This window comes from Verrucomicrobiota bacterium, from assembly GCA_027622555.1.
Classification (GTDB): domain Bacteria; phylum Verrucomicrobiota; class Verrucomicrobiia; order Opitutales; family UBA2995; genus UBA2995.
Map to the genome: position 1 here is coordinate 1 of JAQBYJ010000027.1, position 18,756 is coordinate 18,756.

Annotated in this window: 11 protein-coding genes and 1 pseudogene; 6 read left to right on the forward strand and 6 right to left on the reverse strand. The window is 48.1% G+C overall.

What is annotated here, in order from left to right:
* A partial coding sequence (locus O3C43_09145) for a hypothetical protein (GenBank protein ID MDA1066655.1) occupies positions 1-595 on the forward strand: 595 nt, incomplete at its 5' end.
* Positions 596-613: 18 nt separating this feature from the next.
* Here the strand turns inward: O3C43_09145 and O3C43_09150 are convergent.
* The 5 genes and pseudogenes from O3C43_09150 to O3C43_09170 form a co-directional block, all read right to left on the reverse strand.
* On the reverse strand, positions 614-3,553 hold the full coding sequence (locus O3C43_09150; GenBank protein ID MDA1066656.1) for a GDSL-type esterase/lipase family protein: 2,940 nt from the start codon (positions 3,551-3,553) through the stop codon (positions 614-616).
* Positions 3,554-3,689: 136 nt separating this feature from the next.
* Positions 3,690-3,839, reverse strand: a pseudogene (locus O3C43_09155) (MFS transporter).
* A gap of 55 nt (positions 3,840-3,894) precedes the next feature.
* Positions 3,895-5,241 carry a PQQ-binding-like beta-propeller repeat protein gene (locus O3C43_09160; GenBank protein MDA1066657.1) on the reverse strand — a complete coding sequence of 449 codons (1,347 nt, stop codon included), beginning with the start codon at positions 5,239-5,241 and terminating at the stop codon, positions 3,895-3,897.
* 145 nt (positions 5,242-5,386) lie between these two features.
* The gene (locus tag O3C43_09165; GenBank protein MDA1066658.1) at positions 5,387-6,334 is read right to left on the reverse strand and encodes a DUF4350 domain-containing protein; all 948 of its coding nucleotides are present in this window, start codon (positions 6,332-6,334) and stop codon (positions 5,387-5,389) included.
* A 4-nt stretch (positions 6,335-6,338) separates the two neighbouring features.
* Positions 6,339-7,571, reverse strand: coding sequence for a sialidase family protein (locus O3C43_09170; protein MDA1066659.1), 1,233 nt, complete (start codon positions 7,569-7,571; stop codon positions 6,339-6,341).
* 270 nt (positions 7,572-7,841) lie between these two features.
* Between O3C43_09170 and O3C43_09175 the strand changes: the two genes are divergently transcribed.
* From O3C43_09175 to O3C43_09190, 4 genes are all read left to right on the forward strand, one after another.
* Positions 7,842-9,587, forward strand: a complete 1,746-nt coding sequence (locus O3C43_09175) for a CehA/McbA family metallohydrolase (protein ID MDA1066660.1) — start codon at positions 7,842-7,844, stop codon at positions 9,585-9,587.
* Positions 9,588-9,671: 84 nt separating this feature from the next.
* Positions 9,672-10,106, forward strand: coding sequence for a VOC family protein (locus O3C43_09180; protein ID MDA1066661.1), 435 nt, complete (start codon positions 9,672-9,674; stop codon positions 10,104-10,106).
* A gap of 205 nt (positions 10,107-10,311) precedes the next feature.
* Positions 10,312-13,872: an Ig-like domain-containing protein gene (locus tag O3C43_09185; protein MDA1066662.1), complete on the forward strand. Its 3,561-nt coding sequence runs from the start codon at positions 10,312-10,314 to the stop codon at positions 13,870-13,872.
* Positions 13,869-16,490 carry an Ig-like domain-containing protein gene (locus O3C43_09190; GenBank protein MDA1066663.1) on the forward strand — a complete coding sequence of 874 codons (2,622 nt, stop codon included), beginning with the start codon at positions 13,869-13,871 and terminating at the stop codon, positions 16,488-16,490. Before O3C43_09185 ends, O3C43_09190 begins: the two co-directional genes overlap by 4 nt.
* Before the next feature lie 117 nt (positions 16,491-16,607).
* Here O3C43_09190 and O3C43_09195 read toward each other — a convergent pair whose 3' ends face one another.
* The gene (locus O3C43_09195) at positions 16,608-17,945 is read right to left on the reverse strand and encodes a starvation-sensing protein RspA (protein ID MDA1066664.1); all 1,338 of its coding nucleotides are present in this window, start codon (positions 17,943-17,945) and stop codon (positions 16,608-16,610) included.
* A 195-nt stretch (positions 17,946-18,140) separates the two neighbouring features.
* On the opposite strand from O3C43_09195, the gene idi reads away from it, so the two are divergent.
* On the forward strand, positions 18,141-18,728 hold the full coding sequence (gene idi / locus O3C43_09200) for an isopentenyl-diphosphate Delta-isomerase (protein ID MDA1066665.1): 588 nt from the start codon (positions 18,141-18,143) through the stop codon (positions 18,726-18,728).
* Positions 18,729-18,756 lie beyond the last annotated feature (28 nt).

The window sequence follows — 18,756 nt, forward strand, 5'->3', positions numbered from 1 at the left end:
CATGACTCAAACATGGCGCAATCTCAGAAGCCTGTCTATACGAAACTTTATGTGTTACATGGTACTAGTGTCCCTTTTAAATAAATATTCATGCATGGGATGCCACATCATTGATGGGAAAGGGATTGGAATAACTGGTCCGGCGATAAACCGATTTGAACTAGGAAATCATCTATTGAAACGACTCGGATCGAAGGAGTATGCCGAACAATTAGACAAAGTGGATCAACTCACAATCGAACCGTTCATAAGCCAATCGCAGTCAAGAAACACTATTCGTAACGCCTCAGGAAAAGTAAAAGTCAGGCAATGGCTAATTCACCGTTTAAAGGAACCACGCTTTGATCAGAAAGAAAGTCTCATGCCCAATATGAGCATCACGGACAAGGATGCCGAAATCCTGGCGGATTGGTTATTACCAGACTTGTCCCATCGATTTTCCCATAAGCTCAAAGAAAACGTGAAAGAAATGTTACCTCGACCAGGTAAAAAATATTTTCTTATCTCCTTCGTTCTTGGATGCATCGCCGGAGCGATTTTGCTCACTCTTTTCTCACGAATATTCAGAAAACGAAAACTCAGGCGATCCGAATAAACAAGTAGAGGATCCAAACTATTTAGTAACAACCATGATGCCTCGCATGAGCAAATGGTGACCAGGAAAGGTACAAACAAACTCATAAGTTCCTCGTTTCTTGGGCGCGGAAAAAACGAGGGTTTCCTCCTCACCGTAATTAACCAACCCGCTGGCGATAATAATCCGGTCATCCTCAGGTACAAAGTTCCTGGCGAAACTTTCGGTACCCAAATCGAGTGCGGCAGTCGCAATAGCATCCGCGGATTCAGGCTCAACAAAAACGATATTATGAGGCATAAAATCAGGGTTGGAGAATGTTAGCTCGATCTTTTTCCCCGCTTTTACGCTAAATTCCGTAAAGTCGTATTGCATCTTTTCGACCACTGTTGCGATGCGGATTCTGAGTAATGAATCCGTCTCCGAAATAATACCGGATTTCTGCATAACCGCCTCTGGATTTTCAACGACGACCGCCTGCATACTTCCGGTCGGGCTCATATGGTACCAAAAGTGATAAACCGTCTTGGCCGCATTGCGAGCGTGTGCTTCGGGCGATTGGAGTAAGCTCGTCAGCAATGAATGATCGCGAACATCGTGGCGCTGGTGCAACCAAAGTGCCTCCAGCAAATGGTGAGCATCTTCCCCTTTGGTTGGATCAAATTTCTTCATCCATTGTTTGCAAGCTGCCACGACCGCTTCAGAATTGCGGGAACTGAGTTCTATGCGCGTGCGGTAGCGGATTCCATTGACGGGATGTTCAAGGTTTTGCATCAGTTGCTCCAAAGAGGCTCCCACAATATCAACCGGCTCCTGTAATGGACGGTCCTTGACAGTCATGCGGTAAATGCGACCCCGTTCATGGTCGCGATTGGGGTCGCGCACATTGTGCTGCATATGCCCGATTATAACGTTGTGCCAGTCCGCAATATAGAGCGCGCCATCAGCGCCAAACTCAATATCGGAAGGACGGAAATTTTTATCGGAACTAACAAGCAGGTCTTCCGCTTCGTTTCCCCAAACCTCGCCGTGGTTAAGCATCAAGGTAACTTCCTTAGCCTTGTCACGTTTTCCTTGAATCGTAGTAACCGTGGCACCGATACGATCCAGATTGTAGCGTTTGATCCCGAGAAATCCGATAGCATTGCATATTAAAAAATCGTTTTGCATATCCTCTGGAAAATGCGTGCTCGAAAGAATGCCACTTGCCGGAACGGGCCGAACAGTATTAGTCAATAGTTGCTGCATTTTGAAACCCTGCACGTCAGGAACAACCTGAAATGCCCGACCGCCCGTGCCATCCGTTGCATAATGGTAGCCCCAATAATCGAAACTGATGCCATGCGGATTTGGACGGTTGGGAGCATGGAAATTGACCGTGAATCGACGAGGATCAAAACGAAACATACCGGCCTCGCCAGTATACAACGCATTCCCGTAAGGGTTCTCAATATTGTTCACCAGGAAAATACCGCTCTGCCAATAGAGCCCCCCGTCCGGTCCAAAAACAAATGCATTCGCCGCGTGGTGAGTATCTGCAGAACCGATACCGTGCAGCATAACGATGCGGACATCCGCCACGTCGTCTCCATCGGTATCTTTCAGAAACAGAATATCCGGTTGCGAGGCAACGAGCACACCTCCGTTCCAAAATTCAAACCCGGTTGGATTCTGTACCTTCGCAAAAGTAATCGCCTTATCGGCGACTCCATCACCATCCTCGTCGGGAAATATGAGCAAAGCGTCGTCCATGGAGGTAAGTGGCTCCCACTTCGGATAATTTTTCCAAACGGCAGCCCAGAGTCTTCCTCTGGGATCGACCGCCATTTGCACAGGATTCACCAACTCTGGAAACATCTTTTCATCCGCAAAAAGATTCACTTCAAAACCATCAGGAACCGTAAGTTTCTCCAGGCCTTCTGCCCCGCTGAGGTATCCCAAAGAACCTTCTTTTGCGGCATTGGAACTTTTGCTCCCGCCACCCACGTTGGAGATAACGCTCACAGGAGAAGGGACGTTGCTATCGTCTACCTTAATATCATGACCTTTGGCTCGTGCCCAAATCTGCTTGTCCCGGTTTGCTGTCATTACATCAAACATGACCAATTCATTTTGAAGAACCTCACGATTAGTCTGATTGTTCACAAAGGTGAGGGTTGACCTTCCGCCCCAAACGTCGTTGCCATCGGTGGCACGATAGCGGTTAAACCAGTGATGGCTCTTATCCAGAACGGACTCACGCAGTGTTTCCAAATCCGCATTTGCATTTACGTTCTTTCCCGTCAGCTCCTTGACAATGACCTCCGCAACAAGCCGGTTACCCTCTTCGGTCAGATGGATTCCGTTAATGGTAAGCGCTTCATCGGTTTTCTTATACAATTCCTCAGAAGCTGAAAATAGATCGATATAAACCACATTCTTTAGTGTCGCGACTTTCTCGATGGATTTGGAATACAATGAGAGTCGACGGTTGTTCTCCTTCCCGTCAGGTAAATTACGATCTTCTAAATCCTCATGCGCAATGGGCGAAAACAACACCAGACGAGGTTCAGATCGGCCATTGGGCTTGAGATTGCGATACCGATCGATCGCTTCAGTGAGGTCCTTTTCAAACGCTGCCAGCCCATCGTTTCCAGCAAACGACTCATTGTATCCGAACAGGATGAACAGTACATCCGTTTCGCACAATTTAAGGTATTCTTCCTCCGGAGTAAATCCCTTGCTGCGAGGACGCTTTTTAATCGTATCGCCAGGAAAGGCCATATTACGAAACACGAGTTCATGGTCCGCAAACTCACTGTGAAGCAGTGTTTCCATCCACCCGTCGTGCTGCATGCGTTCAGCCAGGGAATTGCCGACAATACTTATATGGTCACCTTTCCCGAATTGAAAATTAGCACCTATCGCATTTCCAGATAGACCGACAACGGCGAGCAGGAGACCTAGCCTCACTATTTTTGGAACATAAGAATTCATCATAGTCATGAGTAATGGTTGAGCTTGATAGTTCAGTCAGTGTATTAGCTCTGCAAGGAAGATTGAAAATCAGTCCTGATTCAATTGAGAACTTTGGAAACTTTCCGGAAACTCAAAGTGGCTATAAGTCCCATGGCGGCAAATATGACAACATGGCAACAACCCCGATAACGGCAAAGGCCGAGCCTAGCTGCAGATTGGTTAACTCAAACACATCGAGAAAGGTGGGTCTAAAAATACGGGTTAGAACAAACGGTAGAATAAAAATGCATTCACCGGATATGACCAAGCCAACATCACGACAGACCGTTTGAAAGTAATGCCGGTCGTTTTTGACTCTTCCGTCATTCACCAATGGCAAGCAGGGAGTGCTGAGTTCTGAAATATAATGTTCCTTGTGCGATAGCGGGTGTCGCCAGGCAATTGTCACCCAGATCATTGATGGAGATTTCATCGTAAGCATCTCCCACCTTCAACACCCAGACTTTTCCAAATTCGCTGGTAACATAAATATGATTTCCATCAGACACGGGAGACGCGGTGAAGCCATTATCCTTTAGCCGCTCACTGAACAGAATCTCGCCGTCAATTGGATTAAAGCAGGTCAATGCTCCTCGATCATCGCAGCCATACAAATGGTCACCGATCAAAATAGGTGTCTGCATGTAATTGCCTCTACGATGATGTACCCAGGAAATGGCTTCGTTCGTGTCTTCGATGGTAGGTGGCGTGATATCTCCTTTCGCAGTTAGCTGGATTCCTCGCATGGGTCTAAAAACTCCATGAGCACTGGTGAAGTAGGCCATACCATCTCCAAGGATAGGAGTCGGGACCGGAATATCCCCTCCTCCATCCAATTTCCAAATCTCGTCGCCGGATTCAAAATCATACGCACCGGTATGGTGCCAGCCATTGACCAGGATTTGCATCCGTCCTTGGACTTCAACTACTGTCGGCGTGCTCCAAGTCGGCACATCACTTCGAGGCGTACGCCATACTTCCTCTCCCGATTCCAAATCGAATACCGCCAAAAAAGCCCCTTCCTGTACATCGCATTGAACAACCACTTTTCCGTCATGAATAACAGGAGAACTGGCAAATCCCCACTGGGCGGTTTTCACCTTAAAGTAACCGGCATCCATAGAGCCCAGGTCTTTTTTCCAAACCAGATCCCCGTCCATATCGAAACAGAAGAGTCCTTCGGAACCCAAATAAGCAACAATGTGTTCGCCATCCGTCGCGGGCGTGGAATTGCAGTGTGTTCCTTTGGTATGTCGTACACTTCTCGGAATACCTTCATGCCCCAACTTATCGAAAATGACCTGTCCCGTTTTCCGGTCGATTGCAAGCAAGCGCCATTGGTGTAATCCCTGATCTTCAGCCGCAGCAATATCTCCATACAATCCGATCTTCAACTCTGCTTCTCCAGGGCCCACCGCTGTAGTTACATAGATGCGTTCTCCCCAGATAATCGGCGCAGAATGAGCAAGCCCTGAAACCGGTGTTTGCCACAAAACATTCTGGCCGGATTCAACATTCCATTCAGTGGGCGTCGGTTTGCGCAAATCCAACCCATTGGCCTGATATCCCCGAAATTGTGGCCAATTGTTTTCCGACGTTTGTTGAGCATTTCCGCATCCCCAAAAAATAAGGATAACTAGAGGAAAAATAAAAAATAATAAGTGTTTCATCCTTTCAATCGATATCACTACAAATTCGAACGTTACGAGTGAAATTTAAGGTATATCGGCGCTTTCGGCGAAATCGCCCTACCCAAAACAGACAGGTAGGGACCGATCGCCGAGCGGTTCGAAGAACAAATGAAAAAGCAGAAAATCACTGTGGCATCCCTTCCAAGTCACTTAGCCAATGCATGATATTAAGCGCCATTTGAAAATTTTGTGGGGCATCTGGGGATGCCATGCCCATTGGCCGGCGTTGTGGTCCCGCCCGCTGTGCAGTGAACGAGGCGGCTTCACCAAATACTGCGATACGCCCCTCTCCGACTTTCATTATGGCCCCTTGCGACCAGCCTGATATATCTACCTCTTTGGTACCACTAACAAACTTCCAGGCTTCCTTCGGTTCTTTTGAAACTGATTTCTTGGGGAAAACAAGGACCTCAATGGCTTCCTCTGGAGCTTGAAAAGCAGAACCAGTAAAAGTAACCATCTTAGTTATGCGTTCACTTTTGCTTCTTCCTTGGGTAACAGCGCAATCTATCAATCCCGAACCCGGTTTGTATTCATCTGGCTTAGAACCAAGACTATTTCCCAGATAAGCAAATCCGTTGCTGAATTTAAACCCAAACGCTTCAGCCAACTTTCCAGCTCCGCCGGGAAAGGGCATGTGGTCGGCAATAAGAAACAACGACCCTCCTTCTTTCACCCATTTTTCAACCGCAGCAATTTCATCTTCCGTATAAGCCGACGGCGTGGGAAGCTTCCAGTTTCGGTCGTTACTTTGGTGAATGGGATTCGCGATTACAAGTATATCGAGATTCTTAAGCTCGGCATCTGAAAAAGCCTTTTTAACCCGAGCCACTCGATACCCGTCACGCATGATTAGATTCGCAAAGGGTGCGTACCGACCTGTTGCTGTGTGAAAATTGGTATGCGCTTCATCAATCCCCACCAGCGGACCCTTTCCTTTTTCATAAGCAGGGCTTTTTATTTCCGGATTGTAATTCAGATCCGGCACTTGTTGAGCAAAAGCGAGACCAGCGCCAAAAAGAATACTAACAAGCATAATTGCTGTCGGCCGGGAGAAACTAATTAGAGACACAACGCTATGGATTAAGGGTTTTAAAATTGGAGCTCAATTGAACTTCAGTGGAATGACTCACCTTGGCATCAAGCTCATTTAGCTTAAAACGCACACACATAATGTACGGTTCTTCATGTTCAGTCCAGTGACCATAGGTCACAATAACAAAAGTTCCATCGGGCAATACTTCGACTCCCGGATAGGTGGTGTCGTAGCCTTTCTTATTGTCCATAAGGCGAACCACGTACTGACCGGGTGTTCCGTTGACGAGATCGTCCCAGGTACCGACCCAACCGGCCCAGTCACCATTCGTCGGCATCTTTCCAGCTTCTTCCTGACTGTCCTGAAATTTAAAGCCCTTGGTGGGTGTTACGCCGCGGAAAGAAATAAAGAGCCGACCATCGGGACCATATTTCCCGGTGTGCCGATCCCCAGTCAGCGTGATCGGTAACTCCCGAGGTTCGGACCAGGTCTTGCCTTCGTCGTTGGAGAAGATGATGTGCGAGTTCTTTACCCGTCGATTCTCACGCAGCAAAACAGCTAATTGTTTGCTATCGGGCGACCGAATCACCCCAGGTTCACAAAGATGAATCTCGGCAGAGCTAAAAATAGTTTCCGGCTGCCCCCAGGTCAGGCCACCATCGGTGGAAGACGTTTTATACAAAGTCATAACTGCAGGGTCCTGCCGCTTGCTATTCTCGCGGATGAAACGACCATCGTCGTGGAACAGGCAGGTGTAGTGGCCGGGCTTATTCCTGATCGAAAAATAACAACCCATCGTTACGATGCCGCCGAAATCACCAATCGGGTTTAACTCCGACCAGTTTTCCCCATCATCCTCAGTCACCGCCATCCGAATCGGATACAACCCGGAAAACAGGATAATGCGTTTTTTGCCGGCCGCATCGGTCACTCGATGAAGCGTCGGAACTTCCCGAGAAGTAGCCCAGGACTCAGGGGTCGCCAAGCGCTCCGACCAAGTTAATCCACCATCGATCGAACGTTTATAAACAAGACCACCTTTACCATGCCCTTTGGGGTAAACGGTGAGAATCGTTCTACCATCGTCAAGCAGGCAAGTACTCGGATGCCCAAGATATTGTCCCTCTTCACGATCAACCAGTACCTGGCGATAATAGTCCGACGCCAGATCGATGAAGGGAATTTGGGGAGAAGAACCCGAGATTGTTCCCCAAATCGAAACGAAAAGAGTACAGATGAAGACAAACCGAAGATGTTGATTGGGGAAGAACACAGAGAAGGAATCTTACAGTACGAACGGATACAGGAAAGAGAAATCCGCGGGCCAAAAGGGCTATTGCGTCCCCGCAATGCCGTTTCACACTTTCCTAAAAATACACGGCGCAGCGGGACGCTGCTGCCCTACCTTTTCAAGATCGGTGCTGTCCCGTGGATTTGGAATCTGAACTGTAGGAGGGGCTTTACGCCCCGAGCCGTTGACGTTCCATCGCCTAAATGGTACCACTATTGCAAATCAACCGACAGTACTCCTACCTTGAACATCATGCCATCCGCTCGCCTAGCCATATTTTTAGTACTGCAAATTAGTTTCTCATTTTCTATCTGCACAGCACACCCCGGAGTCCACGGAACTCAGAGAATAGCTCCCAATAATCAAACCGTTCCGCTTGATGTTGGTACGGTACCCGTAATCCCCGAGGATCAACGGGTGATACTGAAAGCTCGGGTTGTAAATGCCCATTCCGGGGTGCCGGTTCCCCACCGGGTTCGCATCACAGATTCGCAAGACAGGTATTATCCGCCTATGGGCCACACGGAACTCGGCGAGCTTGAAGGACATGTAGACAATGCCACTCTGGAGCCAGATTTGGTAAATCGCGGCAACCGATCCTGGGCCATGATCGAAGATGGAACATTCACGGTTCACCTTCGTGCGATCGACGGCTACTCATTACGTTTCTTTCATGGATTTGAGTATGAACAGCCAACCATTGCACTGAATTTGAGCGGCCAGGCTGGCCAAACGATTGTCCGCACTTTCAAGCTCAAACAAGGTATCGACATGCAAGCTCGCGGTTGGATGAACGCCGATTCGCATGTGCACTCGCTTTCCCCGGAAGGAGCACTTCGGCAAATGGAAATCGAAGATGTGGATTACACCAATCTCATGTTTATTGGGCCAGAACATCCGCTTTATACTCGAGGATTGGTAACGGGAAAGCCGAACCCCGTTTCGACCAAGGATCGCATCGTCTATGTGTCCCAGGAAGTCCGCGACATGGAACAAGGGCACATGACCTTGATGGGGATGAAAGATCCAATCGAACCCGTCCTTGTTTATACCGGCACAGGAAAAACGGAACCTACTCCTCTACCGAATGAACCACTCAACTGGCAGGTCACGCAGCGCATGCACGATCAAGACGGCCTCGCCTTCCATGCCCACTTTTTATTCTGGCCAGGTCATGGATCCGCCGTTGGCGGGGCGCTCAACTTGCTCGACGGACTCGAGTGGACCAGCACAGACATCGTGAACAACAATCGACGTACTCGACAAGGGCTCGTCATTCCCGGTTACGAAACAAAACCTACCGGCACTGACTCAGGAAAATTGTATTACCGTATGCTTAACTGCGGGGTTCGCCTTCCTCTCATTGGAGGGACCGATAAAATGTCGGCCGCACGTCCTATTGGATCGGTTGCAAGAACCTACGCCAGCGTGGACGAATGGTCGCACGACGGATTAATGAATGCCATCCGCGAAGGGAACACCTTTGTAACCAACGGTCCCCTACTCTCGCTTTCAGCAAACCGAAAACCCATCGGCGGCGACCTGCAGTTTTCAGGTGATGGCCCTTTTACCGTCGAAGTGACAGGCAGCTGTTTTACTCAACGCCCCATCAACTACCTCCAAATCATTCAAGACGGAGAAGTGGTTTATGAAGTTCGCAACGAAGACTTTCAACAACGCACACGAATCGAATATCCACTTCGCTTTGAAAAATCCGGCTGGGTTGCTCTACGAGCCGGTCACGATACACCCGACCCCGAGGATTGGTGGGGCTATACCATGGCTGCCCATACCAGTCCGATTTATGTGACCGTGAATAGCCAACCACCAGCAAACAAAGACGACGCATCCTACCTGTTAGCCCGATTGGACACCACGCTCAGGTGGGCCGAAACGGAAGCTATTTGGTCCAATCCAGAGACCAGGAAAACGGCAATCGACTCCTTCCAAAAAGCCCGCTCCTTTTATAGGAAGGCCCAGGACCGGACAAATAATTGAAGCCAAGATAAATCTACCATAGGTACAGCCTATCAATTATTTTTCTTTTAACTTCTTACTTCTATATTCAAACTTTTTCTATCAATGGCACTCACTCCTTTCCACATCGCCGTTGCCGTGCGCGACATTGCTGAAACCCGTGACTTTTACGGAAACAAACTTGGATTCTCCGAAGGACGCAGCGCAGAGAACTGGGTAGACTTCAACATGTTCGGTCACCAGTTTGTTACACACCTGAATCCAGATCTTGGACCAGAAGGGAAAGTCCCGGCTCTCTACAATCCGGTCGACAATCATGGAGTACCGATTCCCCATTGTGGAGTCATCATGCAGTTCGACGATTGGGAGCGTTTCGCCAAGAAACTTGAAGGGGTAATAACTGAATACATCATCGAGCCCTACATTCGGTTCAAAGGATTGCCAGGTGAACAAGGTACCCTTTTCTTCGCCGATCCTTCTGGCAACGCGCTCGAGTTTAAAGGTTTCCGCGATATCGAGTCAGAGTTGTTTAAAGCCTGAAAACCATTCGCTTCCATGGAGGCGTCGCCGGATCCAAGAAAAAGAGAATGCGGATCTTTTAATAAAAGACAGTGACAGAATCAAAGGGTCGGTTTAACATGTGTATTCTCTGCGATAGATGTAGCAAAGAACCCCGAATTAAATGCATTATTCTGGCTCCCAGTTTTTCCTTCGAAATTTCCTCCTGATCGGTTACATCCTTTCAATGCCAATAGTAGCCCAGGATCAGGAATTCCGGGTCCAATCCATCGAGTTAAATGAAAACGGTGTCCTGGCATTGGAATTTCCTTCAGAGGCAGAATCCTATTACTTACTGAAGCGCGGCCAAACGGTCGACGTTCTGGATTCTGCGGTGGCGGCTCAACTCGGGATCAACGGTACGGGTTTCTTATCTGATAGTGAATTTGCGAGTCCCGGAAAGACGTTCTATGTGGTTCAAAAAATTCCGATCAGCGACCCTCTGGATACGGATGGAGACGGCATCGACGACGTGTTCGAGCTGGGATTTCCAAATTTCCTCAGTCCGGTGAATCCTTTCGATGCGCCTTTGGATTTTGATCAGGATACGGTCAGCAACCTCAAGGAATATCAGGATGGCACAAATCCCTCACTGCCACCCGCTCGTATTTTCGAAATGACCCCCACTGAGGGTGAAGAGATGGTCAATGTAACTCGAAATGCGGTATTGCGGTTCAACCAGGAAATGGATCCTGAATCCATTGATGAAAACTCCTTTTATTTGCAACAAAACCAGACGCGTATTGAGGGAACTGTCGAGGTAAGCAGCACCAAACGATTTGCTACTTTTTTTCCAAAAAACCCCTTCCCTTCATCCACCCAAATTAAAGTCATTGTGGATGGTAATCTGATCCATGGTCTCAGCGGCGATTCATTGGATGCAGATGGAAACGGAACTCCAGGCGGCATCAATCAAACCGTGTTCCGTACGCTCCCTTCAACACGTATTCCAGGAACGAATGTATGGGGATACGTTAAAGATTCCTTTACCGAAGAACCCATTAAAGGAGTAACCATCTTTGTGAACGCTTTTCCTGCTGCGTCAGCCACCACCGATAGTAACGGTCGATTCGAGTTGGTTGATATGCCCATCCCGGAATTCTTTGTCCACATCGTAGGAGGAACGGCCGACAATACGCCTAACGGATTCACTTATCCCAATGTAGGAAAATCTTTCCACAGCTTTCCGGGGCAATCGATTCAAATCTCCATGGACGGAGATCCGTTCGATATTTACCTGCCCCTCATGTCTCTGGGCGACGTTGAAACTCTGTCGGAAACTGAGACGACCGAAGTGGGTTTTGGTACTGAGGGCAAAAGTGTGCTCACCAACCTTTTCCCAGGGATCGATCCATCCATGTGGGACGGGGTCTGTGTGGAAATCGCCCCTGGCTCCGCCCGGGATGACATCGGTAACACCTTCACCCAGGCCTCCATCATTCCTGTACCGCCTGACAGGATACCAGCTCCCTTGCCTCAAGAGTTAGCAATGCCTCTAGTAATCTCTATACAGACATTTGGTGCAACCCGATTTGATGTTCCAGCTGCCGTGCGGTTTCCTAACTTACCCGACCCGTTGACCGGTGAAGTGCTGCTACCAGGTGCCAAAAGTGGACTGTGGAGTTTCAACCACGATGCAGGCCGCTGGGAGCTTCAAGGTAGCATGACAGTTTCCGAAGATGGTATGCACTTAATCAGTGATCCAGGAGTCGGCATTCTCGCGCCTGGCTGGCACGGCATCAACAATGGCAATTCGGGTGATGACGGAGGGGCGAGCGATGACGATGGTCCGTGTGAAACCGAAGAGAAACAAATGCAGCAAGCTGCCCTACAATGTATGAGAGGTGCCGCAATCAACCTCTTGAAGCTGAGTCCAGGTATTGGTTGCGCCGTCAGCGTTGCTACATCTGCGGCCGACTTTGCTGTGGGATGCGACATCGATCCTAGCGGGTGTAATGCCAAAGGTGCTACGAAGGCCGCCGTAGGAGCTGCCATCGGATGCATCCCAGGCATTGGACTAGTAAAAAACCTACTCAAGTCCAACGGCATTGCTGAAAATCTGGCCAAACTGGCAGTGTGCAAAAGCGGTGGGGCATCATCCGGTTTTCCTACAAATTTATCCGACCCCGGTTATCAACTTTTCGAGGATTCCTACATTCAGCTGTTTCAAGACCAAATCGATCTGATGGAAAGAACCCAAGACCTCAATATGGCCGTCACTGGTGATCTAGAATGGTGGGCAGTACCAGTTGAGGAGCTTGACACCCTGGAATCATGGATGGTGTCAATCGATGAGGCCATGTTCACGGAGAGCCCCGGTGGCGCTGTAATCACTGGCGCAGAAGCGACTGCGTTGAAAGCGCTACCTCGTCCATCCAATTTAACCGAAGCTCATTTAGACGCATTCATTGACCGCTTGAATCGATTTTCCACTGGAGGAATGACGGATCAAGAACAGTCAACATTAGTACAAGCTGCTACCTCTCTCCAAGACCTTACGGAACTGCTAGAAGCCAGTGGATGGGAAACCACCTATGATGGTTTTGTTCGTGGCATGGCTGCTCTCAGCGGAGAAATCAGTGTTCAAATATCACCGAACAGTGCTAATGGCGGACTGGGAACTCTTAGTACACACAACGGGGAGCACATGCCACAAATAAAAGCATCTCCGCTCTATTTCAAACTGACGGATGTGTATTCCGGCTTCACTCGGCGCGGACGATTGAATGGCCAAGGAAAATTTGATGGTGTAATACTTGCCGCCAATACTTTCTATGTCGTCGAATACGCGGATCCTGACACACTGGAAGTCGGCACGGCTGCCTTTGAATCACCAGAGGCCGGAAGCTCCGTAAAAATCCCAGCAGTGTTCCTGACCGAGTCGGACGAACCGGACTCCGACCTGGATGGCCTGCCGAACGACGTTGAAGAGACAGTCGGAACCGACCCACTCGATCCGGACACCGATGGAGACGGTATCAACGATGGAGAGGAATTGCAGCAAGGCCAGAACCCGCTTAACGGACTTTCCCTTCCGGTAGGAACGTTGGCTACCATCCCCTTATCCGACAATCCATTTGGAATCGATACCGATTCAGAGCATGCATACGTGGCGACGAATAGATCCGGTCTGGCGATCATCGATATCAGTGATCCGCTTCTACCAATTCTTGAAAGCGAATTGGATCTTCCCGGTGTTAATTTAAATGTTGCAATAAGCCCATCTGCTCAGGTTGCTGCAGTGACCGCCGATCGACACTTTCTATTCGACGAACCAGGGGCCATTCATTTTGTGGACATTTCGGATACCACAAATCCGAACCTTCTGAGAAGCCTGCATATTGAAGCACAATCCGTTATCCATGAGGATGGGATCTTTTATGTCTTGGTGGGAGCGCAAACCACAAACGAGATTCATATGTTCGATGCTTCTTCACTCGACCCAATCGGTCTTATTTCAACTGAAGGCAATATATCGGGAATGCTCACATACAAAAATATGATATTTGCGGCAGTGGACGATAACCTGGTAATATACGATTTGAACGACCCCACGTTCCCAACGATTTCTTCAACTCCATTTCCCGGGAACAAGGTCACGATCAGTGGCATCGGCTGGCAAATCCTCGCAGAAAATGATGTTTTGTATGTCGGAACGAATGACGGTTACGAAACAATGGATATCACAGACCCCGCGTTTCCACAATTGATTACAGCAGCCGCCGGCACCCACCCATTCAGGGCTTGATCTCGAATGGGTCAGGATTGCTGATAACTTTTTCTGGCGTTTCGACCCCGGGCGTAGATATTTTTAGATCGGATGATCCCACTATTGTCGACCAGCTGTTTACCTCCATCGTTGTTAGCGGACGTGCACAAAATCTCTCGCTACAAAACGGATTTGCATTTATCAGCGATCTGTTCGATGGATTTACAGTATATAACTATCTGGACCTCGACAGAAATGAAACACCGCCGGTTGTTTCACTGGATCTGACAAGTATGGATATCGATCCGGCGAAGGAAGGCATCCAAGCGGTGGAAGGAAGCCGAATATTCCTCGATGCAAGTATTTTCGATGACGAGCAAATCAGGGAGAGCGGATGGTTGATGAATGGCCAACTAATGGCAACCAATCAAACCGGACATACCGTGTTTCCTGCTTATTTGCCATCAATTGCATCTTCCGGAACAGAGATCGAAATTCAAGCCCGCGCAACCGATACGGGCGGAAATACGGGCTTGTCGAATATTGAGATCCTGGAACTTGTACCAGACATTACACCGCCGGAACTATTTTCGGCTTTGTCTCTAGAAGGAGGATACGGATTCAACTTAGCAGGTATCCCCCTTTGGTTTAAGGAGCCGATAGATTCCGCTTCGATCGACTTGGGTCAGATCATACTAAAGCATAAGGTGAGCGGGGAAATTGTCAGCATTCTGGATTTTTCATTAACCAATCCTCATTTGGTCGTCCTGTGGCAAGACGGTCTATTGGATTTTGACGACTACGAATTGACCATCCCAGCCAATGCCATCAAAGATATCAGAGGAAACCCATTAGGTGGTCCCCTCGATTTTCAATTCACTAGCTATCCTGTGGATCCTAATACGGCGGTTTGGACTTCCGATGAAGATGGAAGTTACAGCGATCCCTCCAATTGGATATTTGGACGATTGCCGCTATCGAGACAAAACGTTTTTATCGACCGACCAAATTCGAACCCGGTTGTCTTGTTCGACACTGGTCCTGAAGTTGGAAATCTCACGATCAACGAAACGTTTATTTTGAACCGCGAGATCGGCTCATTTTTAATAAACGGAAACTTGAATTCAACTGAGAGTGGTGAGTTGATCGATGGTGAATTTAGAATGTCAAAGGATGCAGTGTTCTCCGGACCTATCACCCTAAACGGAGGTGGTATTATTATGTCTGAAACAACGAAGTTTGAATCGGATCTAACTATCATCAGTGGATCTATCACTTTAGAAAAACAAAGCGCACAACTCATCATTAATGGGATCCTCACTCCCGGAGATCTCAATATAGAATGTCGTGGAGGAGCCATTATAGAAATTCCCTGGATCACCAGCCTGGGCGAAACGAACCCAGCGTTAAATCTAACAGCGAGCGGAAATGGTAGCAGACTCTCCCTTCCGAATTTGCATACAATAACAACGCCGGATCCTGATGGACCCTTTGGCAGCAGAATGATGAGGCTTGAAGCATCAAACGGCGGCGTTCTGGACCTTCCTCAACTTGAAAGCATCATGCCAGGACGCTTTAGATTACAGGTCAATGGAGAAGGTAGTGAATTACACATCCCTGGTATTTCCAGCCTTTCAGGTCCTGGAGAAGGAGACACGTCGGACATCAATGTAGAGAGATCTGCTAAATTGGTGGCAGGACCCATTACACAGCTGGATCATATGGAACTGACGATAGATGAAACAGGCCAAATTCCCATCACCGCCATTACTGAAATAACGAACGGCGAATTAGAAATACTTGGTTTCAAACCCGACCTGACAAATTTACAAACACTGGACAACTTAAGCTTACGGGCCAGGTCAGGGGGCGTAATCGAAATTCCCGGTTTAACCGCACTAACCTTGAGTAACAATGAGCTCGTAGCGATCAATGAAAACAGTCTGATTCGACTCCCTGACCTTTTGGAAATAACTGGCTCACAATCACTGATTGGAACTACATCCATCAGAAGCCAACAAGGAGGACGAATCGAATTGCCCTTACTCAGCATCCTTACCGGCAGGGTCAGAATCGATTCCACCGGAGAAAACAGCACGAGTTCTCTTCCAGCCTTAACCGAGTTGACCCACCTAGAAAATTCAAAAGCCGTCATCACAGCATCAAGTGGCGGAACGATCGAATTTACTAGTCCGAATCTCATCCGTGGCGACATCCGAACGACGCCAACTGGAACTATAACCGCCGAGACAATTACAGCGGCAAGCGAAACTTTTTTAAGTGGTCCTGGCACCCTAAGTGCAAACTTCGAAAATCAAGCCGTCATCCGTTCGAATAATGATTCTGGACCGCTCGTCATTGATGGGAATGTGATTCTGGAAGAAACCAGTCAGGTTGAAATCACCATCGGCCTGGGAGCGGAGGGAACCGGGACGGGTAAATTGGAAATGACGGGAGACGTCACTTTGGGAGGAACGCTCAAGATCACTCAATCAGGGCTCTATGATCCACAAATTGGAGACCAATTCGAAATCATTTCCTTCGATTCCAAAACATCTGACTTTCAACAAATCGATGGCCTCAACCTCAGAAATAATTTAGTCGGACAATTGGAAATCTCCGATCAATCTATCCTGTTAAAAGTCATAGCACCTTAACCAGGTCGTCAACCGCGCAAATTTCCGATAGAAAACCCGAAAGTAGCGTTCATGATCTTATGACCATGCCTACATTTTTCCTGAACACCGAAACCTGACACCTTTTATAACTAACGGCTACGGTCGAACAGCAGTCCCGTCCGGTCGGCGAATGATTGGGCGATACCAGGGTTCGTCGGGCAGTGGGTATTTGGCGGCGGCTTTTTCGTCGATGTCGATACCGAAGCCTGGGGCTTCGTTCACAAACATGTAACCATTTTCCATCGTTGGACATCCGGGAAAGACTTCCAGGGTTTCTGGCCTCCAATGGGTTTGCTCCTGGATCCCAAAGTTCCAAATGGCGAGATCGATATGGGCGTTACCGGCGTGTCCAACGGGAGATGTGTTTCCAGGACCATGCCAGGCGGTTCGCACATTAAACCATTCCGCCAGACGAGCTACTTTTAATGCGGGCGTAATTCCTCCAATCTGGGAAATATGAATACGCACAAAATCGATCAGACGATCGGTAATCAGCCCTACCCATTCGTGGGAATTATTGAACAACTCGCCCATGGCCAAAGCACAGGAAGTTTGTTCACGCAATATTTTGAAGTAACCAATGTCTTCAGGAGCAAACGGATCTTCGATGAAGAAGGGTCGATACTGTTCCAACTCCTTGACAAGGTTAATGGCTTCGATTGGAGGAATCATTTCGTGGATATCGTGCAAGAATTCAAGCTCATCTCCAAACTCGTTTCGGACAAATTCAAACATTTTGGGCAAGATTTTCATGTAGGGCCGAATCTCCATCACTTGATCCGTGGCAACGCCAAAACCACCTTTTCTAAAATCCGGCTCCCCCTTGGACAGATGGGTTGCTCCATAGCCTCCGAACTGTATGCGAATGTGCCGAAATCCTTTTTCTTTGTATTCCTGCACACTGTCCTTCAACTCGGCCAGATCTCGTCCAGAGGCGTGTCCATAAGTGTCAACTGCGAAGCGACATTTTCCTCCTAACAATTGATACACCGGGAGACCGGCCCGCTTGCCCTTAATGTCCCAAAGCGCCTGGTCCAAACCAGCAATAATAGTATTGAGGATTGGGCCGTTCCGCCAATAGGAGCTTAAATTAACGGTCTGCCAGATATCCTCTATATTGTCCGGATCTTTTCCTTTGAGTAACGGATCCAAATATTCCTCAACGGCGGTAGTCAGTGTCTTGTAACGGCGAATCCCTGTCGCACAACCGATACCGTATAATCCCGGTTCACTTGTCTCAACCTTGACGATGCCAAAACCGGTTCCATTGGGATAGGTATTAATCATTTTCACTTTCGTGATTTTGATCGGTGACATCGCCGGCGTGGGATCAGAGAAACTTTGGGCGCTTGCAGTACTGCTTCCCAAAGTTGAAGACAGTAAGCCAGCCGCTGAACCGCTGGTGAGAAGGGAGAGAGCTTGTCGTCTGTTCATAGGTATTTGAGGTAAAAATTTAAAACTTCCTATACTATGGCCGTGTTACTAAAACAAGTAAACTGAGATAACAACCCAAAGCGTTGCTGTGACAAAAGGAGTTTGATTATTTTTGGAGTTAAATGCTAAAGCATGACGGATTAGTGAATGGAGGTTAAATTTCAACTAAAGGACGTGCTTCAGAAATAATAATTTATGGATTCAATTTCACCTGCGCATCCAATCGAGAAAGTAGTCCTACTCGATTCCCTGGGAAAACCCTGTGGCACCATTGAAAAATCGAGGGTCCACACGATGAATACTCCGCTTCATAGCGCGTTCTCGGTTTTCCTCTTTGACCGCAAGGGTAATATGCTAACTCAACAACGCGCGTTAACCAAAAATACCTGGCCCGGAATCTGGTCAAATACTTGTTGCGGTCACCCCGCCCCGGACGAACTTCATACTCAAGCCGCGAATCGAAGATTAAAAGAGGAGCTTGGACTCGAAGGAGTAGATCTGACCCTGGCCTTACCGAATTTCAGATACCAGGCAATTCATCAAGGTGTGATGGAAAATGAAATTTGCCCGGTCTTTATCGGTTTTATTCAACCGGAAATAATTATAATCCCCAACCCTCTGGAGGTGGAAGCAGTAAAATGGGTATCATGGATCGATTTTTTTCAGGCCTGTGAAAATCCAATCAACACTCCATTCGAAGCATTTTCTCCCTGGTCGTTAATGGAAGGGAAACTACTACAAGCAACTCCATGGATTACTCAATTGCTGAAAAAGTCGGCATAGCAATAAGAGAATCGATCGCAAAAGAATT